Here is a 21,965-nt window from a genome sequence, read left to right on the forward strand (position 1 = left end):
TCCAATACTTTGGAAAAGGGGGCACTTTAACAAGTGCCCCTTTTTTATGCTTGTTTGCTGTCTTAAATATTGTACAGGGCATCTTTGATTGGGAGGGTGCCGCTGAAAATCTCGAATGTTTTATTGAATGTTTTTTCCTCTGTGACTGATTGGGCAAGAACGGCGGCGACATCGGCCCTTGGAATGGACCTTATTAGTATGATCCACTTTCACATCCGTAAAGATTTTTCCGATGGCTTGTTCATTTGTCAAAGCAACCGGCCGGACAATCGTGTATGTAAGCCCGCTTGCTTTTATATGTTCATCGGCATCATGCTTTGCTTCGAGATAATGTCGCATTCCTTCTTGGGCTTGTTCCGGATTATCAGAACCGGCAGAGCTTAACATGACAAAACGTTCGATACCCTTCTTCTTGGCGGCATCAACCAGTTTAATGGCTCCATTCTTATCCACAGCTGTTGTTTTATCGGGCCCTGTTTTTGGTCCAGATCCGGCGGCAAAAATGATGGCTTGCATGTTATCCACTGCTTTATCCACATTTCCCTCTAAACCTGAAAGGATTGGATGCCCGCCAGTTCTTTTATCGTTTGAGCCTGTTCCTCTTTCCAGATCATCCCGTATACAGTCATTTGCGGATTTTTTGATAATTCCCCAATGATCTGTTTTCCGGTCCCGTTGGCTCCTGCAATTAAAATATTCATATAGAAGCATTCCCCTTTCATGGCTTATCCCACTCTTTACCCTTAGAATGACAAGGGTAAGTACTGTGGATAACTAATGGAAATAAGTTATCCACAATCATCGAATTGGGGACAACAAAAAACCCGGCTGTAAAAGCCGGGTTTTTGCGTGATTTTAAAACATGGAAGAGCTGTGCATCGGCTGAACTTTTGCTTTTGGGTCAATATATTGTTTGGCGTGATTGACGGCAGTGGGTGCCTCACCAAAACCACTTGCAATCAATTTTACTTTGCCATCATATGTTGCAATATCACCCGCTGCATAAATTCCCGGGATATTCGTTTCCATTCTGGAATTCACCAAAATACTGTTCTTCTGGATTTCGAGTCCCCATTCCTTAATGGGACCAAGGGAAGAAACGAAGCCGTAGTTGACGATGACTGCATCTACCTCCATCGTCTCTGTATCTTCACCATTTGTATCCTTGATGACAATTGTATGGATTCGTCCGTCTGTACCAATCAACTCTGAAGGTATGTAAGGAGTCTTTATTTCAACTTTTGAATTTTTAAGTGTTTCTACACTATGTTCGTGGGCACGGAATTTATCTCTTCTGTGTATGATGCTCACTTTCTCGGCGATCGGCTCCAGCATCAGGGCCCAGTCCACTGCTGAATCTCCACCTCCGAAGACCACCACTTTTTTGCCGGCAAAATGATTGAGGTCATCGATGAAATAGTGAAGGTTACTGCTTTCATATTTTTTTGCATCATCAATTTCGATGCGGCGGGGTTGGAAAGCCCCGTTTCCAGCTGTGATGATAATCGTTTTGGAGTAATGGATTTCTTTATCAGTCGTTAACTTGAAAACTCCATCGGCTTGCTTTTCCACTTCTTGAACGGCCTGCTCCAGGACAACATCCTGTTCGAACTTTGCCATTTGTTCTTTCAAATTATTCACTAGCTCCTGAGCGCGAACTTTGGGGAAACCAGCGATATCATAGATGTATTTCTCAGGATAAAGGGCCGACAATTGTCCGCCTAATTGTGGTAGGCTCTCGATGATTTTTACGGATGCCTGTCTCATTCCCCCATAAAATGCAGTGAACAATCCAACTGGGCCTCCGCCAATGATGGTAATATCATAAACTTTTTCATTAACTTCCAACGTTATCCCTCCGATATACTAGGTTTGCTGAAATTTATTCTCTTATTTTAACATAGATGATCTTTTAAAAAACGGGAAAGTTAGAAAAGTGAGAAAGTTTTGACTATATATGGGCGGTTTCATGATGAATGTTCTTTATCTCTTTCATAAGTGGGTAAAATTACTCTTTACCAATGTTGAGCATATCGTATAAATATTGTTCGGGACTGGGTGAAAAGTAACGTTTTTCGGCTTGTTTTAAACCGAAAAAGTTCGGTTTGTTACTTGAAAAAGGTATGGAAAAAGACTAATATTTACTTATACATCATTTGGTAAAATTTTTATGAATTTTTTATGATATTTATGAAGTATTACGTGAAATACGTCACAAATGTATAAGAGTGCTTTTTATAATGGAAATTAATAAGATAGACAATATATTTTAGTTATGGAAAGCATCACAAGAAAATATCGTAAAGGTGGACGAATACTTTTGAAAAAGCCAACTATCGTTGTTTTGGGAGCAGGTTATGGTGGATTGATGACTGTTACTCGCTTACAGAAGGCATTAGGTCAAAATGAAGCAGAAATCGTATTAGTTAACAAAAATGATTACCACTATGAAACAACATGGCTGCATGAAGCATCCGCTGGAACTCTTCATCATGATCGTGTGCGCTATCCAATCAAAAGTGTCATTAACAGCAAAGTTAAATTCATCCAGGACTCTGTTTTGGAAGTGAAAACAGAGAACAAAAAAGTCATCCTTGAAAACGGCGAAATTTCTTATGATTACTTAGTGATTGGACTTGGACCAGAATCGGAAACATTCGGTATCCAAGGGCTAAAAGAATATGCTTTCTCTATCTCTAACGTGAACACTGCACGAAAAATCCGTGACCATATCCAATTGCAATTCGCTACTTACAGTACCGAGGTCGAGAAGAATGAAGACCGCTTGACGATCGTTGTTGGAGGAGCAGGATTTACGGGTATCGAATTCCTTGGCGAATTGGCTAACCGTGTCCCTCAACTTTGTAAAGAATACGACATCGATTTCCAAAAGGTCCGTATGTACTGTGTGGAGGCAGCTCCAGCCGTCCTCCCTGGCTTCGATCCGGAATTGGTGGATTATGCAGTATCTTACCTTGAGAAAAAAGGTGTGGAATTCAAGATCGGTACACCGATCAAGGGGGCGACTCCCGAAGGAATCATCGTGGCAAAAGGCGAAGATGAAGTGGAAGAAATCAAAGCGGGGACCGTTGTATGGGCAGCTGGCGTACGTGGAAACTCCGTGATAGAGGCTTCCGGTTTTGAAGCTATGCGCGGACGTATCAAAGTGAACCCTGACATGCGGGCACCGGGTCATGACGATATTTTCATCGTGGGGGATTGCGCTTTGATCATCAACGAGGAAATTAATCGTCCATATCCACCTACTGCCCAAATCGCCATGCAGCAAGGTGAGGTCATTGCGAAGAACCTGACTAAATTGGTTCGTAATGAAAGCGACCTTGAAACGTTCACTTTCGAAAACAAAGGAACGGTATGTTCACTTGGTGAAGACAACGCGATTGGTGTTGTCTTCGGCAAGAAGGTTACAGGTAAGACTGCATCATTCATGAAGAAAATGGTTGATAACAGAGCATTGTTATTGATTGGCGGAGCTTCCCTTGTTGCTAAAAAAGGTAAATTCAACGTCCTTTAATTTTTTCGGTATATAAATAATGGCCATTTGGGGATTGTCCCTGAATGGCTTTTTCATTGGAATCTCATTCCATCGATGAGTGTGTCATAGTGGTGTATGCACTTTTTTTAAGTGGAATATAATGGGGATAAGGATGGCGAAGCTACATCAAGAAAGTCCTTACCTTTGGCACTATCGTGTGTTCTTCTGCTGTTTGGAGTTTACACTTATTATAATGAATGTAGGGGAAGTGGGTTTTGGTGGAACGATGCAAAAATGTTTGGCTGGCAGTGTCCGGCCTTGTGATATCTGATAAAGGTGAGTGGCTGGTCGTGAATAAAAGGTATGGCGGATTGAAAGGGCAATGGTCGCTTCCGGCAGGTTTTGTCAAAAATGATGAAACCGTCGATGAAGCTGTCGTAAGGGAAGTGTTGGAGGAGACGGGTATTCAAACAGAAATCGAAGGCATTGTAGGAGTGAGAAGCGGAGTCATCAAAGGGGATATAAGTGATAATATGTTGATATTTTTACTTAAACCGGTCAGTTTTGAAGTAACCGCTCAATTGGATGAATTATATGAAGCTAAATTTTATGACCCTGATTTACTCATGCAGGAGGGGAAGCAATCTTTACTATTGGAACAGCTTTTAGCTTTTAAAAAGGAAAGAATGCAGACGATGCTTGACGGGTTGAACCCGGGAGATCAATTTGGATATACATCCTATAAATTATTCATGTGATTTGGGTAATTATCTTTTCTTCGGTATTATTTGGTATAAGTCGTTGACGCAGCAATTATTTTTTCAGTAAACTAAAGGTGTCGCTTTTAAGGAGGGTCAAGAATAACATGCCATTGCCTGTTTTAATTATCTCAATACTCTTATTTTTCATATTGTTTTTCGGAATTGGCTTTTTGCTGAATATGCTCTTTCGTTCTTCTTGGATCATGGTCATCTTATTTCCGATCGTCTTCATCATCATTGTCAATGAAACAAAGCTAATAGAATATTTTAGAAATCCGGGAATCTCTTTTTCCAATCTTGGAACGAACCTTACATCCCTTCATACGGCAGACATCATTATTTTATCAAGCGGGCTGCTTGGCGCGGTTTTAGCGGGTGTGGTCATCAGGATTTTAAGGAAAAAAGGATATCAAATGTTTTGATAATGGAAAGGGCCGTCATTTATGGACGGTTCTTTTTTTGTAGGGAAAATTCGATCTTTCCATGCTTTATGAATACTTTCACTCTGGAAAGGGAACAAATATCCTTGTGAGAGGAGTGGAATTAATACATATGAAAATTGTAAAGGCATTATTTTTGAGGGTTGCTATTATCATATTATTTATCTTGGCCATCGAATCAACCTTAAATCATGTTTTTGGGGCTGTGCCTGAAGATCATCCTTTTGAAGAGGCAATGAGACAACATCGCATGCTTGGTCTCGAATATAAAGCGATCCATAGTGGAGGTCAAGTGGCAACGCTAATGGCATCGGCATCCACGAGCAATGGCCCCACGACGATAGCGGAGGCAATCGAGCTCTCGAAATACCCGAAGCATGAAGTTTTGGCTACAGGATATACAGCAGGGTATGAATCGACAGGAAAGTACCCGGAAAGCCCATCCTATGGAATCACTTATTCAGGGGTGAAGGTGAAACGGGATCTGTTTTCCACCATTGCCGCCGATCTTACCGTATTCCCTCTCGGAACCATCCTTTGGATTCCGGGCTATGGCTATGGGGTTGTAGCGGACAAAGGTGGCGCAATCAAAGGAAACCACCTGGACCTATACTATGAAACGGTACAAGATGTATACGAGAACTGGGGCAAGAAAACCCTTGAAGTATATGTTGTGCAAAAAGGGAATGGCGAGTTATCTGAAGAACAGTTAAGCAAGTTGAATGAAACCAAGATCAAGCAGGTATTCAAGCCGAAAATCGCTCAGAAAACATTGAACGAGAATGTAGCTTCCTTTGCTTTTTGATGATTGATAGACAAATCGGAGAAAGTGAAGGTGAAAGGCTGCCTCGATTGAGGCAGCCTTTTTGATTGTCTGTTTCAGTTGTGACGCCCTAAGGACATGCTTTTGTAGGCTTCAGGATGCAGGGTCTTTGCCAATTTGGAAAGCCCATCCAGCAAACGCGGAGAAGGCCGGCAGAATAATGGTTCTTCCATGATGTGAATATTGTTATCCCGGACGGCCTTCATATCAGCCCACCCTTTCCGTTTCTTGACAAGCGCCGGGTTTACTTTTCTTAAAGGGACACCGACCCAAGCTAAGCAAATATGGTCGGGATCCCTTTTTTGGACATCTTCGGAAGTGACTTGAATGCTTGCCATGTCGACATCTTCGAAAAGGTTATATCCTCCCGCAAGCGTGCTGATCTCGGATAACCAATTAACTCCCCCTGGGCTGAATAAGGGATTAGGCCACCATTCCCAATACAGGGAAGGCTTTGTTTCGATTTTGTCGGCGACGTTTTTATATTGAAGGATGGCATCACGGAATTTGGCAGCCTGTTCCTCTGCTTTTTCCTTAAGATCCATGGCATCGCCCAAGGTCAATAAATCTTTTGCGATATCTTCAAGTGATTGCGGGTTGAAGATGATATGAGGGATGTTCCGTTCTTTTAACCCCTCAATATTTTTTTCCATGCCCGGTACACTCAGTGAGGCCAGCACCAAATCGGGTTTTAGTGATTCAACATGATCGATGTCGATCAATAAGTCGGGCCCCACCTTAGGAAGGTGCTGTATGGTTTCAGGCCAATCGGAGTAGTCATCGATGGCGATCAGCTGATCTTCAATCCCTAGATATGTGCATAGTTCCGTATTGCTGGGGCAAAGAGAGATTATTTTCAAATTGAACACCTACCCTTGAAAGATGAAAAAGTGAAGAGCCAGTGCAATGAATACTCCGGTCAAGGCTCCGAAAAATACCTCGATTGGCTTATGGCCCAACAGTTCCTTTAATTGTTGCTGTTTCTGTTTATCTGCTTTTTTCTGCCAGTTCTTTGCTTGCTCGACAAATGTATTGAAGTCGGTAACGAGCTGGTTCAAGACGGCTGCCTGTTCTCCTGCCTGCCGTCTCACTCCTGTCGCATCGAACATCGTGATGACTGCAAAGATCGTGGCAACCGCAAATACGGGGGAATCCATTCCGGTTTCGATTCCTACCGCTACGGTTAGGGCTGACACGGCCGCAGAGTGGGAGCTTGGCATACCGCCTGTGGAGTTAATGAGTGACCAGTTCACTTTACGAAATGCTATGAAGTGGATGGGCACTTTAATGAATTGAGCAAAGAAAATGGCAATCAATGCTGCGATTAAAGGGAAGTTGAGTAATAATTCCAAGAGTATCAGCCTTCTTTCTAGTTATAAGTAAAGATGAAATCCATATCTGGGTAAATACATCCTGCTCGGAATAAGGCCCTTATTTATTAGTTCCATTCAGTCCTGTCGATTCCCTGCTGGTAATAGTAAAATATGAGCTTTCTTATACTATTACTCTAAAGTCACCCATTCTAAACAATATCCCTTTTTATTATTATTTACGCGGACCTTATTCGAAAATTTTTGAAGATTTCGTTATAATGAATGTAATTGAATGGAGGAGGTAGCAGAATGTTCACAGTAAAAGATTCCCTGAATATAGATTTGATTGACGAATGCCTGATTCTAGGCGTATTTGACAGACCCGTAAAATTTACAGGCATAGGAAAAGAAGCGGATGAACGATTGGACGGCCAGCTTACAGAGTTAGTGAAAGCCGGAGAAATCTCTTCCAAGAAAAAATCAGTGGTCAAAATACATACATTAGGTAAATTAAGCGTAAAGAGATTGATTTTTGTAGGGTTGGGCAAGGAAAAGGAGCTATCCTTTGAAACCCTGCGCGAAGCGTTGGGAAAAGCGCGTAAGACGATTAAAGAATCCAAGATTACGACTCTTTCGATCGCTTTGGATACATTCACGACTGAAAATCTGGATTCATTGGACGCAGCGCATGCTTGTTCCGAGGCTTTCGAACTTGCTTCCTATAAATTTGACGGATACAAGCAAAAATCGAACCAGGTCGAAAAAAGCCTCGAATCGATTACGGTTTACAGTGAATATGATCAAGAAGAGGTCGGTGCCGCGCTTCATGTAGGAAGAATCTTCGGAAGGGCGACGAACTCAGCCAGAACATTGGTCAACACACCAGGCAATTTGTTGACTTCCACGGATTTGGCGGATTATTCATCCGCCTTGGGCGAACGTTATGGTTTTGAAGTGGAGATACTCGAGAAGGGAGATATGCTCAAGTTGGGAATGGGCGCCCTCCTTGCTGTCAATAAAGGTTCGGTCGAGCCTCCGAAAATGATCGTCCTGAAGTATCAAGGTAAGGATGAATGGAAGGATGTTATCGGGCTGGTCGGTAAGGGCATCACATTCGATACGGGTGGATACTCATTGAAAACGAAGGCTGGAATCGTTGGGATGAAGACGGATATGGGCGGTGCGGCAGCAGTTTTAGGTGCAATGGAAATTATCGGCGAATTAGGACCGGATCAAAATGTCGTGGCTGTCATTCCATCCACTGATAACATGATCAGCGGTGATGCATTTAAGCCGGATGATGTGATCACTGCCATGAGCGGCAAGACGATAGAGGTATTGAATACGGATGCGGAAGGCCGGCTGGTTTTGGCGGATGCCATGACTTACGCTAAACATCATGGTGCTGACTATCTTATTGACGTTGCCACTTTAACGGGTGGTGTAATAACGGCACTGGGCATGGATATGACGGGTGCAATGACAAATGACACGGAATTCTATGAGCAAGTGGTCAAAGCCTCAGAGGAGGCCGGGGAGCCCATTTGGAGATTGCCGATTACAGAAAAGGATAAAGAACGGGTACGCAATAGTAAAATAGCGGATTTGAATAATTCACCTGGAGGGGCAGGACATGCGATCATGGGCGGGGCCTTCATCGGCGAATTTGCTGAAGACACTCCATGGGTCCATCTGGATATTGCCGGAACTTCCACGACCTCGAGCAGCTCCGAATTGTGCACGGCGGGGGCTACCGGTGTCATGGCACGAACGCTTGCACTATTGGTTGAAACCTTTGAAACGAAAACAAGTTGAACCTAAATATCCGAAGCCGAAAATAGGCTTCGGTTTTTTTACCAAAAGAGTGTGTTGGACGTTATACATCACTCCATTTCAAGCTGACGATGATATGACAATTTTCTTCTCCCGCTTTAGGATAGAAATCAAAACGGATCCCATCGGGGTTATACGTGATATCAGGTTCATTCTTAATTCCTATCTTTCGGATCATATCGATCACGACACTCTTTTCCGATGCTTGGGCAGCAGTCATCAACCGGTTCGAGAAAGGCTTCGATGTGGCTAAAGTATCCATGACTTTTTTTACATCAAGCATTAAAGATTGCGAGGTCTTTGCCGATTTAACCAGCAGATCTGGGTTGGGTGCCGAGTAGGGACGCAATGTTCCTTCCCGTTCCCGATTCATATTCATTGCCCAGGCGTGAGGAGGAAATAGAATAGGGTCATAAAAAAAATAAGGGAAATCCTCCAAAAGGTTTCCGTCCTTTCCTTAAGTCTGTCTATAGACACGTTTTCGTTATACGTTAAAATATGTATATAGGCCAGCCGATATGATAGCGGTTTGTGAATGACCTTTTTTCTGCAAAAACTTCTTGAAAATTATAATCAAATACACACTATTATTTGTAAACTGCTTCATTGACAGGTATAGTGTATAGTAATATACTTACTTACCTAAAGTAAGGAGAAGGCACACTATAAATTATAAAATAGGTGATGTTAACATGAAAATAACCGAGGATACAAAAAACCTTTTAATAGATAAAATGAATATCATCAAAACCCCGGGAAAAGCTGATATATGCCTTGTGGGGCCTGTGAACCTGCCTGTTGAACAAGGAGATTTCTCAACGGTTTTCCAATGGTATACATGGCTTCAGCTTGACGGCGCGGTTAATGACAAGGAAGCGGTGCTTGATTCGCTTTCGGAAGCCAACCTCGCTTTTGGACAGCAATCCTCCGTATTGGTGTATGGAGATTTTAAAAATTCGGGGGATGCACTTGTCCGCATGCATAGCATCTGTCACACGGGTGATATCTTCGGCAGTAAACGCTGTGATTGCGGCTACCAGCTCCACCAATCGATGAAGATGATAGCCGAGCATGGGTGCGGGGCCATCTTTTACCTTGCGGACCATGAAGGAAGAGGGATCGGCCTGTTTTCCAAATCCCTTGCCTATTTGCTTCAGCAGGAGGGTTATGACACGGTCGAGGCGAATGAGGCTTTAGGATTCGAAGATGATACGCGATCTTACGAGGGAGCCATTCGAGTGTTGAGCGAACTGCGCGAGGATCCGGTGACTTTAATCACGAACAACCCCAAAAAGCTGGACGCCCTCATGAAGCATGGACTTGCGGCAAAGGACCATATTCCGCTTTGGGGCGGTTTGACGGAAGATAATAGTTTCTATCTGGATACAAAGGTTAAGAAGTCTGGACATATTCCCCAAAAGAAGCCAACTTTGATTGTATAAGGAGAGCTATAGTATGAATGATGATCAATATTACATGAAGCTGGCACTGGATTTGGCGGCCAGTGCAAAAGGAAAGACGAATCCGAATCCAGTGGTCGGTGCAGTCATAGTCAAAGACGGTGTGATAGCCGGGACAGGGATTCACCGTAAAGCGGGTGAACCGCATGCGGAAGTACATGCTTTCAAAATGGCGGGTGAGTATGCAGAAGGTGCAACGCTATATGTGACTCTTGAGCCTTGTTCGCATTATGGAAAGACACCTCCTTGTGCAAATTTGGTGAAAGAATCAGGTGTGCGAAGAGTTGTGGTGGCTACTCAAGATCCGAATCCGGAAGTAGCCGGCAGAGGGATATCGATCATAAAGGATGCGGGCATTGAAGTGGAAGTTGGCATCCTGGAAAAGGAAGCTCAAAGGCTGAATGAGCGTTTCATTCACAATATGCTGACGAATCGGCCATTTGTCATATCGAAGTATGCGATGACGCTCGATGGAAAACTTGCAACCCACAAAGGCCATTCAAAATGGATAACAGGGGAAGAATCACGTCATTCCGTTCATTTGCTGCGTAATGAGGTGGATGCCATTCTTGTTGGTATCGGGACAGTATTGGCCGATGATCCATCACTGACGACCAGACTTCCGGTGGGCGGAGGGAAAAATCCGATCCGGATCATTTTAGACAGTGAATTACGTGTTCCCTTGGATGCCAATGTTGTACAAGTAACAGAAGCGAAAACCTTGATCGTAACGCATGAAAATGCATCTGCGGATAAAATGGACCTTTTACGTGAAAAAGGGATCGAATTCATTTTCGTCCCCAAAAACGAGACGGGACTGAATCTAAGGGCTTTGATGGAAGAATTGTATAAAAAGGGGATTACGGATGTCTTGCTGGAAGGCGGAAGCGAAGTGAATGCCTCTTTCCTTAGGGAAGGGCTCATCGATAAATACTTGATTTATATAGCTCCTAAACTATTGGGCGGAAGAAACTCACTAACACCGTATACTGGAATGAATGTGGATACGATGGATGAAGCGATGGATGTTTCCTTCTCTGGCGTGGAAACGTTTGGCGAGGACATACGCATCACGGCTTATCCTAAATTAAAATAGACAACAGGTGATAGGCATGTTGGTTAAATCAGATGTATGCATAGTCGGATCAGGACCTGGAGGAGCCCTGCTGGCCTACCTATTGGCCAAGCAGGACATTTCAGTCGTATTGCTTGAGAGGCATTCTGAGGTTTCAAGGGAGTTCAGGGGCGAGTTCTTGAACGATGAAGGAGAGGGCATTCTTAAAAAGCATGGTTTATTCGAGAGTGTGGAAAGACTAGGCTTGCTTAGAATGGGACAAATTGAATATTGGAATGACGGCCAATTATTCAAAAAGATTTTCCCTGAATGGCCTGTCGATCATGTTGGGATACATGTCCCTCAAAATCATCTGCTTACAGCTATATTGAATGAAGCTGAAAAGCTGGACTCTTTTCAATTGATGATGAATACGAGGGTTACGGACTTGATACAGAATGAAATGGGTCGTTTTACGGGTGTCAAGGCTCGAAATGGCGGAAATGACCTGGAAGTGCAAAGTTCATTGATAATCGGAGCGGACGGCAGATTTTCCATCGTTCGAAAAAAAGCGGGGATTCCAGTCGTGATTAAAAATCATGGTTATGATTTACTGTGGGCAAAGATTCCAGCTCCCGAGGGATGGAAGCCTTCGATCAAGATGGCATTGGTCAATGGCTCACAGGTTGCCCTCTTCACTCAGGCTGGAGGTTTCATCCAAATTGGCTGGAATATAGAACATGGTTCGTTTCCCCATTTGCGAAAACAGCATTTTGATCCGTTCATTGAAGATTTGCTTTTTGCCTTTCCTGAATTAAAAAAGGTTGTGAGTGAAAATATCCGCTCTTGGCAGGACTTCATTTTATTGGATGTTTACAGCAGCTATTGTGAAACATGGACAAAGGATTGTGTTGCATTATTAGGTGATGCAGCCCATACGATGACACCTACAGGTGCGTTCGGACTCAATTGTGCCATGAAGGATGCCGATATATTAGCCGGGCTTATTTCTGGATGCATCCTGCAGGGGGATACTGGTTTCCTTGGGCTTAAAATGGCTGAGCCAAATAGAAAAGCCGAAATTGAAAGATTACAGGCCATTCAGGTGGACAAGGAAATTTCCTTCGCATCACAGTTTGCCGCCGCTTATGTTTGAATGGGAGTGAAGGATATGAAATTTGGTTTTGATATTGACGATACCCTTATTAACTTGAGGGAGTTCGCGTTCCATCTTTATAATGAAAAGCTTAATACGAACATAGAGATAACGAAATTCAGAGCTTTAAAGACGTTGGAGATCCATGAAGCTTTCGGGCTTGATAAAGAGGCTGGAGGCAAGATGTGGAACAGCCTTGCCGATGAAGTGTATTATTCATCCTGTCCAGCCTTCGAGGGCGCAGTGGAAACGCTGCAGGAGCTTGAACGCGATGGTCATGAAATCTATTACATCACCGCCAGAAAAGCGGAGCATGGTGAACGGACGAAAAAATGGCTGATTGAAAACGGCTTTCCGGTTAAGGATGACCATTTTTACTGCGGTATGAAGGATCATGAAAAAATTGATACGATCCGCAAATTGGAATTGGATTATTATTTTGATGATAAACCGGCAGTGCTGGAAACTTTATTGGATCTTCCAACGAAAGTGTATGCAATGGATAACTCCTATAACAGGGAATTGGAGATTCCAAGACTGACAAGCTGGTTTGAATTAAAAGAAATCCTCTCCAAATAATACAATTCACATTATTGACGGATGACTTAATAGACTTGGGTCATCCTTTTTTTGTATACTGATATGAATAGTGATTCATTTTTTGATGTAAATGGCAAGGAAAAACATGAGAGTTGGGGGTAATGGGATGGAGAGAAATATTGAAAAGTCATTGATAGGCACGCTTGGGATAGAAATGAAAGAAGTCGGTGACGGGAAAGTCATTGCGACGATGCCGGTGGATGAACGAACTAGGCAGCCGTATGGTTTATTGCATGGGGGAGCGTCCGTTGCCCTTGCGGAATCTGTTGCAAGTTTTGGCGGCATGCAGCTGGTGGATAGTACAAAACAAGCTGTCGTCGGCCTTGAAATCAATGCCAATCATGTAAGGGGCGTCCGTTCCGGTTTTGTTACCGCCGAAGGGAACATCATCCATCGCGGGAAGACGACGATGGTGTGGGACGTGAAAATCCGTGATGAAGAGGATCATCTTATCTGCGTTTCACGCTGTACATTGGCCGTTATCGACTTACCAAAGCCAAAGTGATTCAAAAGAACAATTGCAATAAAGTGGTGTAATGATTCTACAATGTTCGGTTTAAGTATAATATGGCGGTAGACTATTGTATGAAAAGAGGTATTTTTATGCTGGTGGGTCATATACAAGAAATCACCCGTCATCCTGTAAAATCATTCACTGGTGAACAGGTACAGAAAACGAGGGTGATGGATTATGGACTATATGGAGATCGCAGTCATGCTTTTAAGGGCAAAAACGGGAAGTTCCTGACGATAACCCAAGTCCCGGAAATGGTCCGTTATCAAGCTGCTTTTTCTGGTGAGGAAACCCTTGACCAATATCCGGAAATCAAGGTGAAGACCCCTTCAGGACAGGTGCTGACATGGGGAGGGGAAGCCTTTCATGAGGAAATGGAGCGGTTGTTAAACCAGGAGGCTACGACCATTGTTTATCCGCCTGGACATATCCCATTGGGGGCAATTGAAGAAGAAAACATCCTGCTTGTCAGTGATGCCTCGATTGGCGAATTGACAAAGCTTTGGGGAAAAGAACTGGATGGCAGGAGATTCAGGCAAAATTTGGTGCTATCTTTAGTGAACAAAACGCCATTTTTAGAAGAGCGATGGTTCGGAAAAAGGATTCTAATCGGAAATGAAGTGGAATTGGAGATCAAAAGGCATTGTGAGCGTTGTATGATCATAACAGTCGATCCAAGCGATTCCCATAGAGATCCAACTCTTCTGAAAACTGTCGTCAAGGAAAGGAACAATCATTTTGGTGTATATGCCTCGGTCATCAAAACAGGTGAAATCAGAGTGGGCGACCAGGTATTTTTAAAGGATTGAGACAGAAAAGAGCTGCTCCTGTAATCAGGGCAGCTCTTTTGCAATGGCAGGTATCACCGGGTTTTCTTTAAATCATCCTGGACACTCCGATCCCACATCTTGACGCCAGAATCATAAGCCGAGCGATTGATTAAATGCCCGGCAACAGGGCTTGTCATGAAGATAAAGATGATCGCGAGCACGACCCGGAAATCGAAAAGGCTATGTTTATAATAAAAATATAACAAGGTGCCAATCAGGATGAACATGATCCCAAGTGTCGAGCTTTTTGAGGCAGCGTGATTTCTTGTATAGACGTCGGGCAGACGGATGACACCGAAAGCCGAGACTAAAAAGAGAAAGACCCCCATTAAAAGGAATAGGGCTGATAGTATTTCAACGATTGCGGTCATCTTCGATAATCTCCCCTTTCTCAAGGAATTTGGCGAAAGCGACCGTTCCGATGAATGATAGGATTCCGAGCAGAAGAATGGCTTCCAGATATGCGCTTGTATCCATGACAATGGAGGCAAGTGCAACGATTGCGATAAGATTTATTCCCATCGCATCGAGCGCGACGACCCGATCCGGTACGGAAGGCCCTTTGATTAAACGGTATAAGAATCCTATCATGGAAAGCGAAACACCGAGCAACGCGATTTTAAGTATAAGATCGAACATTATTTGCTCACCTCCATGATCGCCTTTTCAAATGTATTTTTAATGCTGTCCACGGCTTCTTCTTTGTCGGCAATATCCATCGCATGGATATAAAGAATCCGATTATCTTCCGATACTTCAACGACAAGTGTTCCTGGTGTCAACGTAATTAAATTCGATAGTATCGTAATTTCCCAATCCTTAGTTAGCGCGGTTTCGAATGCGAATATGCCAGGTCTCATATCCAGGTTCGGTTTAAGCACGACCTTAAGGACGCTAACGTTGGAAAGGAAGAGTTCCCTTGCGAATATAAGCAGCAATTGAACGACGGCATTCACCCTGTTCAGGTAAAAACGGTCATTGAAAAAATGACGGAAGACGAACATGATGCCGAGCCCCAATACATATCCGATGATAAAAGTGCTCCCGTTAAACTCATTTTTCAAAAACATCCAGATAAACGCAAGGAACACATTCAGTAAAATTTGGAATGACATCAGGCACTACTCCTTTAAAACCGCTTTGTTATAGATTTCGGGATTCATTAATGAATCTACAGCTTGTGTAATGAATGGGTAAATTGATTCAGTTCCTACTCCGAATAAAACGGAAATGATCACAAGTAGGACGGCAGGAACCAGCATTTTATTAACCGTTTCATTAGTTAAGGCATAATCAGCTTTGGGGGTTCCCCAGAAGCCATTCATGAATATTTTCATGACGGAATATAGAACCATCAAGCTAGAAAGTAAGACAACGGCCATTCCAAAGTAGGCCCCTTTTTCGGCAGCTCCCTGAAGGATCAGGAGCTTGCCGGCAAAACCGCTGAATGGCGGGATTCCCGCCAATGATATGGCAGCTATGAAGAAGGTCCATGCAACGGCCGGGTATTTCTTGATCAAGCCGCCCATGTCCCGTAAATCATCCGATCCGCTGATTTTGATCATGATGCCAACAAGCAGGAAGAGTGCAGCCTTGATCAGCATGTCATGAATGATATATAGGATGGAGCCCGATAAGGCCTGTTCATTCATGACGGAGATGCCGAAAATGATAACCCCGACGGCGATGATGATATTGTAAATGATGATTTTTTTAACATCCCAATAGGCTATCGCACCAATGACACCGATGATGATGGTCAAGATCGCAAGTATCGCAAGGAAAGTATGGGTGAAATCCTGGTCATGGTAAAACATGAGTGTATAGGTCCTGAAAATGGAATATATCCCGACCTTTGTCAGCAATGCCCCGAATAGTGCCATCACTGGGATTGGTGGAGCATAATAGGACCCAGGGAGCCATTGGAATAGCGGGAAAATGGCTCCCTTCAAACCGAATACGATCAAGAAGCCAATTGCTATCACCGAGATGATTCCAGGCTGGTTTACCTCCGCTATCCTTTGGCTGATGTCCGCCATGTTCAATGTACCTAGAACTGAATAAAGGTACGCCACCATGATGACGAAAAAGGAAGAGGAAAGCACATTGACGATGATATACTTCAATGATTCCCTCAGTTGGATTTTCGTCCCCCCCAGTACAAGCAGCACGTAAGAAGCCATCAGCATGACTTCGAAAAAGACGAATAGATTGAAAAGATCCCCCGTAAGGAAGGCACCGTTTACACCAATCAGCAAGAATTGAAATACAGGATAATAATAGTGTCTTTCACGTTCTTCACCTATGGAGTGAAACGAGTAAAGCAGTATGGCAAATCCAATGATATTCGTGGTCAGGACCAGCAGCGAAGAAAGCATGTCTGCGACGATCACGATCCCGAATGGCGCATCCCAGCTGCCGACACCGAGAGTCAAGATCCCATGAGCATGAACCGAGAACACTAGATAAAGGGAAATCGCAATTCCTATAAGAGAGGAAAAAAGGGATATCCCTCTTTGCAGCTTGATTTTTTTTGAAAAGAAAATAAGAAAGATGGCTGTGAAAAGCGGCCATAAAACAGGCATGAAAGTAAGATTATTCATTCGTTTCCGTACCTCTCATTTCTTCCATGTCATCCGTACCGAGTTCCTGGTAGGTCCGGTAAGCAAGAACCAACAGAAATGATGTGACCCCGAAACTGATGACGATCGCAGTCAAGATAAGCGCTTGGGGAAGCGGATCGACATAGGATGCAACTTTATCACTTAGCAATGGAACGGAATCGCCTTTGAGACCGCCCATCGTCAAAATCAAAAGGTGGGCGCCGTGACTGAGCAGCCCAGTACCGATTATGATTCTTAAAATGCTTTTGGAAAGCATTAAATAGGTCGCACACATAAATAGTATTCCAATGACAATGGCCATTAAAAGTTCCATTATTCACTCTCCCCTATCGTTTGAATAATGGTCATCGTTACACCAACAACCACAAGATAAACACCCAAATCAAAAAGTACCGCGGTATGAAGCGAGATGTGCCCAAGAAGCGGTAAATCAACATAATGATAAACATGTGTCATGAGGGGCACCCCAAACACGAGCCCACCGGCTACGGTCAGGCTTGATATGAACAAGCCTGAACCGATCATTAACTTATAGTCAATCGGCAAGATGCCGGTAACGGTCTTAATGTCGAAAGCGAGCAACAGCAGAACAATAGCGGCTGAAGTCATTAAACCGCCGACAAACCCGCCTCCTGGCGAATAATGCCCGCCTAAAAAGATGGCAACCGCGAACAGCAGGATAACAAAGGCGGCGACTTTCGTAACCGTTTGTAGAATCAGGTCATTTTGCTTCATGATTTATCTTTCCCCCCCGTCAAACGCAATTTGATCATCGCGAAAATTCCGAGCGCAGCGATGGAAAGGACGCTGATTTCAAACATCGTATCAAGTCCGCGGAAGTCTACGAGAATGACATTTACGACGTTTTTCCCGCCTGCTTCCTTATAAGCATTTTCAAGATAGTAACTGGATATGGAATCAAATAGTTTATTGCTATGTGCCGATAAGGCAATCAGTGTCACGATGACCCCTACTCCAATGGATATCAAGGCGTTATTCAACTTGAATGTCATCCGTTCTTCCTTTCTGCTTGCCATTAACGGAAGGTGGAAGAAACAGAGCAAAAACAGGGATACCGAAATCGTTTCGATGACCAGTTGAGTCAAGGCTAAATCCGGTGCCCGCAACAATACGAAAAATAGGGAAATCGTATAACCGACCGCTCCTAGAATGATAATGGAAGTTAAACGGGACCTTGCAAACAAGATGGCGATCGAGCTAATCACGATGATTGCCGCTAATACCAATTCATATAAGCCGATCGGGGCAAATTTTCCTGTATCCAATTTAAAGGCATCCTTCCAATAGAGTGTAAAGCCCAATGAAAGAATGAAGAAAAGGAATATGGAAAGCAAATACGTCCGAATCGAACCTGTCATTAAAAATTTCATGACGGAGGATGCTGAGCGTTCTAGCCCCTTTATCCCGTTATCATAAAGAGCATTCAGTGATAAACGTTCAGGCATCCACTGGTGGATTTTTTGCCACCTCGGAAACGTTTTGTATAAAATGATTCCAAATGCAATGATGCCGACCGTCATCCAAAATTCAGGTTTGAATCCATGCCAGAATTCGATATGGACTTGGAAATCCGGACCCGCCAAGCTTGGCTGTATACTAGCTACCGCAGGTTCAATGATCGATGAAGATAGCAAGTTTGGAAAAATACCGAAAATGATGACCAACGAAGCAAGGATGACCGGGGAAATCAACATCCCGATCGGTGCCTCGTGGGGCTTCTTGTCCAATAGTTGTAACTGAAGTTTGCCTGTAAAGGGCTTGAGCACGACGATCATGCTGTAAATAAAAGTGAATACACTGGCAACCCATGCTATAACAGGGAACAGTATGCCCCATGTCTCCATATTGAAGATATTCAATTTCAATACATTCACCATGCTGGCCAAGAACATTTCCTTGCTTAAAAAACCATTGAAGGGCGGAAGTCCAGCCATTGAAAAAGCGCCTATGATAGCGACGGTGAAAGTGATCGGCATCAACTGCATCAATCCGCCAAGCTTTCTGATATCACGTGTACCGGTTTCATGATCAATGATGCCTGCGACCATGAAAAGGCTGCCTTTAAAGGTCGCATGATTAATCAAGTGGAATACTGCAGCAACCGTGGCTGCCAAGTATATATTTTCCCCAAAAGATTCATAGTGGAGGGCAGCTGCACCAAGTCCCAAAAGCGACATGATCAATCCGAGCTGACTGATGGTGGAAAAAGCGAGAATCCCCTTTAAATCAGTCTGCTTGATTGCAGAGAATGAGCCCCAGAAAAGGGTGATCAATCCGGTGATCGAAACGAGCCAGAACCATAATCCTGATTCTGCAAAAACAGGGCTTAATCGGGCTACCAAATAAATTCCGGCCTTGACCATTGTGGCGGAATGAAGGTAAGCACTGACCGGTGTCGGGGCTTCCATCGCGTCAGGAAGCCAGATATGGAACGGGAACTGTGCGGATTTGGTGAACGCGCCAAGCAGCACAAGCAAAAGAGCAGGAATGAAGAGCGAGTGGTCCATAAGTTCCCCGCTTTGGGCAATCAATTCACGAATGCTGAATGTGTTCCCCATAATGGAAAGGAGAATGATGCCGCCAAGCATGCTTAAGCCGCCAAGCACAGTGATCAACAGGGATTTCTGCGCCCCATAACGTGAACGCTCCCTTTCATTCCAATATCCTATCAATAGAAAAGATGATAAACTCGTGAATTCCCAAAATGAATAAAGGACAATTAGATTATCGGATAGGACGACACCAAGCATCGCTCCCATGAAAAGCAAAAGGAAGACGTAAAATTGGTTCAGCCTTTCTTTCTCTTTCGATAAATAGAAAATTGAATACAGAACGACGAGTGAACCTATACCTGTAATGAGCAAGGCGAACAAAAGTCCCAGTCCATCTACATAGAAATCAACATGAATTCCGAGAGAAGGAATCCATGCTGCCCTTTCCGTAACGATATCCCCTTGTTTGGTCAAGGAAATGAACCTTGAAAAATAGGTGAAAAGGATAATCGGTAAAATCAATACAAACCATCCTGTATGTATTTGTCGAAATAGTTTGTATAATATTGGTACAATAAATGCTAATAGAAACGGTGATAATACCGCCCAATGAAGTAAAGACATAAACTCCCCCCTTTTTTAAAAACGAAGTCAGTCGTCTTATTATGCTTTTTCCGCGCAATCCTAGACGTTAGGAAATCTTCGTTGAATATGTAATTTTTTATCGAATACTTGCCTCGCTTAAAAGTATAACGCAATTTATATGGGTTTGCATGGCTTTAAAAACCGGTGAAGGCCAACTTGAATGATGTTTTATATATAGGTAGAAAAGTAGGGGGAACTGTCCAGAAAAATTTATAAAAAAAGTTTTTCAAGGGTGAATTAGAAGAGTATCCATTGTTAAATAGTGGTTATCTTGCATAATGTAGGATAAAAGACGCATGGATGGAGAAATCATGAAAAACACATATTCACTTAGCTATTTACCAATCATTTCAATCTTATTATTCAGCCTCTACTTTGCCGTTTATGGGGCAGTTCAACTCGATAATCATTGAGTGTGCCTGCAGTTTTTTTCTGAAAAACGTTCCAGTTGTCTTCAGAAATCCGCTCCCTTTCCGCCGACTGTCTGCCAAGCTTCATCAAAGCAAGCGTCTATGGGGTCTCGGCTAGCCAGTTATTCGGCAGGATTGTCGCAAATTTCTTCAAACTAGTAAGGGTTTCATCCATATAAAACAGTAAAAAAACATGATAACCAAGTTTTCTGTTAACATCATGATTCGGGATGAGAACAGCCTTCAGTTTTTTCTAAAACAAACATTCCAGTTGATTGGAGCGAGTGCCCTACATTCCAAGCAACATAATTTCACAAACCCTCAAAAAAACATTCCTTGTTATTTTCATCCCATATAAAACAGTGAAAAATCATGGAGTATAACCATGCCTTGTTTCAAAATCATAGTAATGATTCCCTTGATAAAATCGTGTCAGGGATATCGACAAACTAAAAAGGTGCCATCTCGGCACCTTCTTTTTTCACTCGGCTGTCTTGCTGATATCTTTCCAAATCAATACATGGGGTGAATGTGAATTAATGGATTGTAGATTGGATGGCTTGTCCTTTCCAACCCAAACCCCCGTTGTATAATTTGCAGTCAGACCGACAAACCACATGTCTTTCACGTCATTGGTGTACCGGTTTTACCGCCGACATAATCTGTAGGAAAGTAGGCTTTGCGGGCTGTCCCTGAAAGGGTTGTTTCGTGGAGCAGCTGCCGCATCTTGGCTACGGTGACTTTGTTCCATATCTCCTTGGAACGGTCTTTCCATTTATAAAGGACTTTACCTTCTTGATCGGTGACTTTAGTAATGGCGCGCGCTGGCTGATAGTTTCCGTCATTGAAGGAAGTATAGGCATCCGTCAGTTCAAGGGGAATCATGCCAATGGCCGAACTTGTAGAGTGGTCTTTTTTGCTCACCTTTTTAAAGTCGGAAGCACCCAGGTACTTGAAGCTCGTTTCCACCCCCGTCTTTTCAAAAAGCCTTATGGCGTGTGTGTTATAGGATTGAGCGAAGGCAGTTCTTAGTGTGACCATACCGTAGCTGTCGCCGCTATAATTCTTTGGACAATAGCTATTGCTGCAATAGCTTGCTCCGCTAACGAGCTGATTGATGTCGGCATCCGTTTCTCTAAATGGGGAGCATAATCGAGAAGTGGCTTAATGGCTGATCCTGGCTGCCTATAGCTTTGGTATGCCCGATTGAAAGAATTTTTTTTATAATTCTTTCCCCCAATCAAAGAGACAAGCTCGTGCGTATGATGCTGTATAACCACTAAAGCTCCTTCGATATCATTGACACCAAGTTTTGATTGAACAGCAGTCTTTGACTGTGTTTGCAGTTTAGTATCGAGGGCGGTATGGATGGTTACACCGGAATTCAATAGCTTTTTTACCTTTTTATCCAGCTCGGCTGCCGCTTGCTTACGTATAGCGACATCGGGGCTTTGCAGATTTGTCGAGACCCTCGGAGGATGCAACCAGGTTTT

General features: G+C 43.4%; 26 protein-coding genes. 11 read left to right on the forward strand and 15 right to left on the reverse strand.

Features of this window, described 5'->3' with window-relative positions; genetic code table 11:
• Positions 1-120 precede the first annotated feature (120 nt).
• The 3 genes from ACFX4I_RS02815 to ACFX4I_RS02825 form a co-directional block, all read right to left on the reverse strand.
• Positions 121-537 carry an NAD(P)H-binding protein gene (locus tag ACFX4I_RS02815; protein WP_377419030.1) on the reverse strand — a complete coding sequence of 139 codons (417 nt, stop codon included), beginning with the start codon at positions 535-537 and terminating at the stop codon, positions 121-123.
• Positions 538-545: 8 nt separating this feature from the next.
• Positions 546-701, reverse strand: coding sequence for a hypothetical protein (locus ACFX4I_RS02820; protein ID WP_377419034.1), 156 nt, complete (start codon positions 699-701; stop codon positions 546-548).
• Positions 702-855: 154 nt separating this feature from the next.
• The gene (locus tag ACFX4I_RS02825; RefSeq protein WP_230300512.1) at positions 856-1,848 is read right to left on the reverse strand and encodes an NAD(P)/FAD-dependent oxidoreductase; all 993 of its coding nucleotides are present in this window, start codon (positions 1,846-1,848) and stop codon (positions 856-858) included.
• Positions 1,849-2,320: 472 nt separating this feature from the next.
• Between ACFX4I_RS02825 and ACFX4I_RS02830 the strand changes: the two genes are divergently transcribed.
• From ACFX4I_RS02830 to ACFX4I_RS02845, 4 genes are all read left to right on the forward strand, one after another.
• Complete coding sequence (locus ACFX4I_RS02830) at positions 2,321-3,535, forward strand: NAD(P)/FAD-dependent oxidoreductase (protein ID WP_377419037.1); 1,215 nt, start codon at positions 2,321-2,323, stop codon at positions 3,533-3,535.
• Between the two features lie 239 nt (positions 3,536-3,774).
• Positions 3,775-4,254, forward strand: a complete 480-nt coding sequence (locus tag ACFX4I_RS02835; protein WP_076368524.1) for an NUDIX domain-containing protein — start codon at positions 3,775-3,777, stop codon at positions 4,252-4,254.
• A 107-nt stretch (positions 4,255-4,361) separates the two neighbouring features.
• Complete coding sequence (locus ACFX4I_RS02840) at positions 4,362-4,679, forward strand: YuiB family protein (protein WP_230300510.1); 318 nt, start codon at positions 4,362-4,364, stop codon at positions 4,677-4,679.
• Between the two features lie 130 nt (positions 4,680-4,809).
• On the forward strand, positions 4,810-5,502 hold the full coding sequence (locus ACFX4I_RS02845; protein WP_230300509.1) for a 3D domain-containing protein: 693 nt from the start codon (positions 4,810-4,812) through the stop codon (positions 5,500-5,502).
• 74 nt (positions 5,503-5,576) lie between these two features.
• Here the strand turns inward: ACFX4I_RS02845 and ACFX4I_RS02850 are convergent, their stop codons facing one another.
• On the reverse strand, positions 5,577-6,380 hold the full coding sequence (locus tag ACFX4I_RS02850; RefSeq protein WP_377419042.1) for a cobalamin-binding protein: 804 nt from the start codon (positions 6,378-6,380) through the stop codon (positions 5,577-5,579).
• A gap of 9 nt (positions 6,381-6,389) precedes the next feature.
• On the reverse strand, positions 6,390-6,872 hold the full coding sequence (locus ACFX4I_RS02855) for a divergent PAP2 family protein (protein WP_230300507.1): 483 nt from the start codon (positions 6,870-6,872) through the stop codon (positions 6,390-6,392).
• A 270-nt stretch (positions 6,873-7,142) separates the two neighbouring features.
• Between ACFX4I_RS02855 and ACFX4I_RS02860 the strand changes: the two genes are divergently transcribed.
• Positions 7,143-8,648: a leucyl aminopeptidase gene (locus ACFX4I_RS02860; protein WP_377419046.1), complete on the forward strand. Its 1,506-nt coding sequence runs from the start codon at positions 7,143-7,145 to the stop codon at positions 8,646-8,648.
• A gap of 61 nt (positions 8,649-8,709) precedes the next feature.
• Here ACFX4I_RS02860 and ACFX4I_RS02865 read toward each other — a convergent pair whose 3' ends face one another.
• A complete protein-coding gene (locus tag ACFX4I_RS02865) occupies positions 8,710-9,039 on the reverse strand; it encodes a YuzC family spore coat inner layer protein (RefSeq protein WP_141992975.1) in 330 nt (109 codons plus the stop codon).
• Between the two features lie 319 nt (positions 9,040-9,358).
• On the opposite strand from ACFX4I_RS02865, the gene ACFX4I_RS02870 reads away from it, so the two are divergent.
• The 6 genes from ACFX4I_RS02870 (at position 9,359) to ACFX4I_RS02895 (ending at position 14,259) form a co-directional block, all read left to right on the forward strand.
• Positions 9,359-10,108: a GTP cyclohydrolase II gene (locus ACFX4I_RS02870; protein ID WP_230300505.1), complete on the forward strand. Its 750-nt coding sequence runs from the start codon at positions 9,359-9,361 to the stop codon at positions 10,106-10,108.
• A gap of 13 nt (positions 10,109-10,121) precedes the next feature.
• The gene (ribD, locus tag ACFX4I_RS02875; RefSeq protein WP_377419049.1) at positions 10,122-11,222 is read left to right on the forward strand and encodes a bifunctional diaminohydroxyphosphoribosylaminopyrimidine deaminase/5-amino-6-(5-phosphoribosylamino)uracil reductase RibD; all 1,101 of its coding nucleotides are present in this window, start codon (positions 10,122-10,124) and stop codon (positions 11,220-11,222) included.
• A gap of 16 nt (positions 11,223-11,238) precedes the next feature.
• Entirely contained in the window at positions 11,239-12,336 is a 1,098-nt protein-coding gene (locus ACFX4I_RS02880; protein WP_377419052.1) for an FAD-dependent monooxygenase, read from the forward strand.
• Between the two features lie 15 nt (positions 12,337-12,351).
• Positions 12,352-12,915: a 5' nucleotidase, NT5C type gene (locus ACFX4I_RS02885; RefSeq protein WP_377419055.1), complete on the forward strand. Its 564-nt coding sequence runs from the start codon at positions 12,352-12,354 to the stop codon at positions 12,913-12,915.
• Between the two features lie 127 nt (positions 12,916-13,042).
• Positions 13,043-13,441 (forward strand): hotdog fold thioesterase, encoded by a 399-nt coding sequence (locus ACFX4I_RS02890; protein ID WP_230300501.1) that lies wholly within the window; start codon positions 13,043-13,045, stop codon positions 13,439-13,441.
• Between the two features lie 98 nt (positions 13,442-13,539).
• A complete protein-coding gene (locus tag ACFX4I_RS02895; protein ID WP_377419058.1) occupies positions 13,540-14,259 on the forward strand; it encodes an MOSC domain-containing protein in 720 nt (239 codons plus the stop codon).
• Positions 14,260-14,312: 53 nt separating this feature from the next.
• Here ACFX4I_RS02895 and mnhG read toward each other — a convergent pair whose 3' ends face one another.
• The 9 genes from mnhG to ACFX4I_RS02940 all read right to left on the reverse strand — a co-directional run bounded on the left by mnhG (position 14,313) and on the right by ACFX4I_RS02940 (position 21,956).
• The gene (gene mnhG / locus ACFX4I_RS02900; protein ID WP_377419061.1) at positions 14,313-14,651 is read right to left on the reverse strand and encodes a monovalent cation/H(+) antiporter subunit G; all 339 of its coding nucleotides are present in this window, start codon (positions 14,649-14,651) and stop codon (positions 14,313-14,315) included.
• A complete protein-coding gene (locus ACFX4I_RS02905; RefSeq protein ID WP_370017115.1) occupies positions 14,635-14,871 on the reverse strand; it encodes a Na(+)/H(+) antiporter subunit F1 in 237 nt (78 codons plus the stop codon). Before ACFX4I_RS02905 ends, mnhG begins: the two co-directional genes overlap by 17 nt.
• 47 nt (positions 14,872-14,918) lie before the next feature.
• On the reverse strand, positions 14,919-15,395 hold the full coding sequence (locus ACFX4I_RS02910) for a Na+/H+ antiporter subunit E (RefSeq protein ID WP_061465442.1): 477 nt from the start codon (positions 15,393-15,395) through the stop codon (positions 14,919-14,921).
• 6 nt (positions 15,396-15,401) lie between these two features.
• Positions 15,402-16,883 (reverse strand): Na+/H+ antiporter subunit D, encoded by a 1,482-nt coding sequence (locus ACFX4I_RS02915; protein ID WP_377419064.1) that lies wholly within the window; start codon positions 16,881-16,883, stop codon positions 15,402-15,404.
• The gene (locus ACFX4I_RS02920; protein ID WP_061465440.1) at positions 16,876-17,217 is read right to left on the reverse strand and encodes a Na(+)/H(+) antiporter subunit C; all 342 of its coding nucleotides are present in this window, start codon (positions 17,215-17,217) and stop codon (positions 16,876-16,878) included. The genes ACFX4I_RS02915 and ACFX4I_RS02920 overlap by 8 nt, the downstream gene beginning before the upstream one ends.
• Positions 17,217-17,639, reverse strand: a complete 423-nt coding sequence (locus ACFX4I_RS02925; protein WP_098371445.1) for a Na(+)/H(+) antiporter subunit B — start codon at positions 17,637-17,639, stop codon at positions 17,217-17,219. Before ACFX4I_RS02925 ends, ACFX4I_RS02920 begins: the two co-directional genes overlap by 1 nt.
• Entirely contained in the window at positions 17,636-20,041 is a 2,406-nt protein-coding gene (locus ACFX4I_RS02930) for a Na+/H+ antiporter subunit A (RefSeq protein WP_377419067.1), read from the reverse strand. Before ACFX4I_RS02930 ends, ACFX4I_RS02925 begins: the two co-directional genes overlap by 4 nt.
• A 1,055-nt stretch (positions 20,042-21,096) precedes the next feature.
• Positions 21,097-21,513, reverse strand: coding sequence for a penicillin-binding transpeptidase domain-containing protein (locus tag ACFX4I_RS02935; protein ID WP_377419070.1), 417 nt, complete (start codon positions 21,511-21,513; stop codon positions 21,097-21,099).
• The gene (locus tag ACFX4I_RS02940) at positions 21,501-21,956 is read right to left on the reverse strand and encodes a hypothetical protein (protein ID WP_377419073.1); all 456 of its coding nucleotides are present in this window, start codon (positions 21,954-21,956) and stop codon (positions 21,501-21,503) included. Before ACFX4I_RS02940 ends, ACFX4I_RS02935 begins: the two co-directional genes overlap by 13 nt.
• Between the last annotated feature and the right edge of the window lie 9 nt (positions 21,957-21,965).

The sequence above is a fragment of the Peribacillus sp. YIM B13472 genome, assembly GCF_042788005.1.
Lineage (GTDB): Bacteria > Bacillota > Bacilli > Bacillales > DSM-1321 > Peribacillus > Peribacillus simplex_E.

Excerpts from the sequence above, each read along its gene's own strand:
- ACFX4I_RS02820 (WP_377419034.1), bottom strand. The coding sequence starts at position 701 with ATGAATATTTTAATTGCAGGAGCCAACGGGACCGGAAAACAGATCATT.
- ACFX4I_RS02840 (WP_230300510.1), top strand. The coding sequence starts at position 4,362 with ATGCCATTGCCTGTTTTAATTATCTCAATACTCTTATTTTTCATATTG.
- ACFX4I_RS02845 (WP_230300509.1), top strand. The coding sequence starts at position 4,810 with ATGAAAATTGTAAAGGCATTATTTTTGAGGGTTGCTATTATCATATTA.
- ACFX4I_RS02860 (WP_377419046.1), top strand. The coding sequence starts at position 7,143 with ATGTTCACAGTAAAAGATTCCCTGAATATAGATTTGATTGACGAATGC.
- ACFX4I_RS02865 (WP_141992975.1), bottom strand. The coding sequence starts at position 9,039 with ATGAATCGGGAACGGGAAGGAACATTGCGTCCCTACTCGGCACCCAAC.
- ACFX4I_RS02870 (WP_230300505.1), top strand. The coding sequence starts at position 9,359 with ATGAAAATAACCGAGGATACAAAAAACCTTTTAATAGATAAAATGAAT.
- ribD (WP_377419049.1), top strand. The coding sequence starts at position 10,122 with ATGAATGATGATCAATATTACATGAAGCTGGCACTGGATTTGGCGGCC.
- ACFX4I_RS02880 (WP_377419052.1), top strand. The coding sequence starts at position 11,239 with ATGTTGGTTAAATCAGATGTATGCATAGTCGGATCAGGACCTGGAGGA.
- ACFX4I_RS02885 (WP_377419055.1), top strand. The coding sequence starts at position 12,352 with ATGAAATTTGGTTTTGATATTGACGATACCCTTATTAACTTGAGGGAG.
- ACFX4I_RS02890 (WP_230300501.1), top strand. The coding sequence starts at position 13,043 with ATGGAGAGAAATATTGAAAAGTCATTGATAGGCACGCTTGGGATAGAA.
- ACFX4I_RS02895 (WP_377419058.1), top strand. The coding sequence starts at position 13,540 with ATGCTGGTGGGTCATATACAAGAAATCACCCGTCATCCTGTAAAATCA.
- mnhG (WP_377419061.1), bottom strand. The coding sequence starts at position 14,651 with ATGACCGCAATCGTTGAAATACTATCAGCCCTATTCCTTTTAATGGGG.
- ACFX4I_RS02905 (WP_370017115.1), bottom strand. The coding sequence starts at position 14,871 with ATGATAGGATTCTTATACCGTTTAATCAAAGGGCCTTCCGTACCGGAT.
- ACFX4I_RS02910 (WP_061465442.1), bottom strand. The coding sequence starts at position 15,395 with ATGTCATTCCAAATTTTACTGAATGTGTTCCTTGCGTTTATCTGGATG.
- ACFX4I_RS02915 (WP_377419064.1), bottom strand. The coding sequence starts at position 16,883 with ATGAATAATCTTACTTTCATGCCTGTTTTATGGCCGCTTTTCACAGCC.
- ACFX4I_RS02920 (WP_061465440.1), bottom strand. The coding sequence starts at position 17,217 with ATGGAACTTTTAATGGCCATTGTCATTGGAATACTATTTATGTGTGCG.
- ACFX4I_RS02925 (WP_098371445.1), bottom strand. The coding sequence starts at position 17,639 with ATGAAGCAAAATGACCTGATTCTACAAACGGTTACGAAAGTCGCCGCC.
- ACFX4I_RS02930 (WP_377419067.1), bottom strand. The coding sequence starts at position 20,041 with ATGTCTTTACTTCATTGGGCGGTATTATCACCGTTTCTATTAGCATTT.
- ACFX4I_RS02935 (WP_377419070.1), bottom strand. The coding sequence starts at position 21,513 with ATGGTCACACTAAGAACTGCCTTCGCTCAATCCTATAACACACACGCC.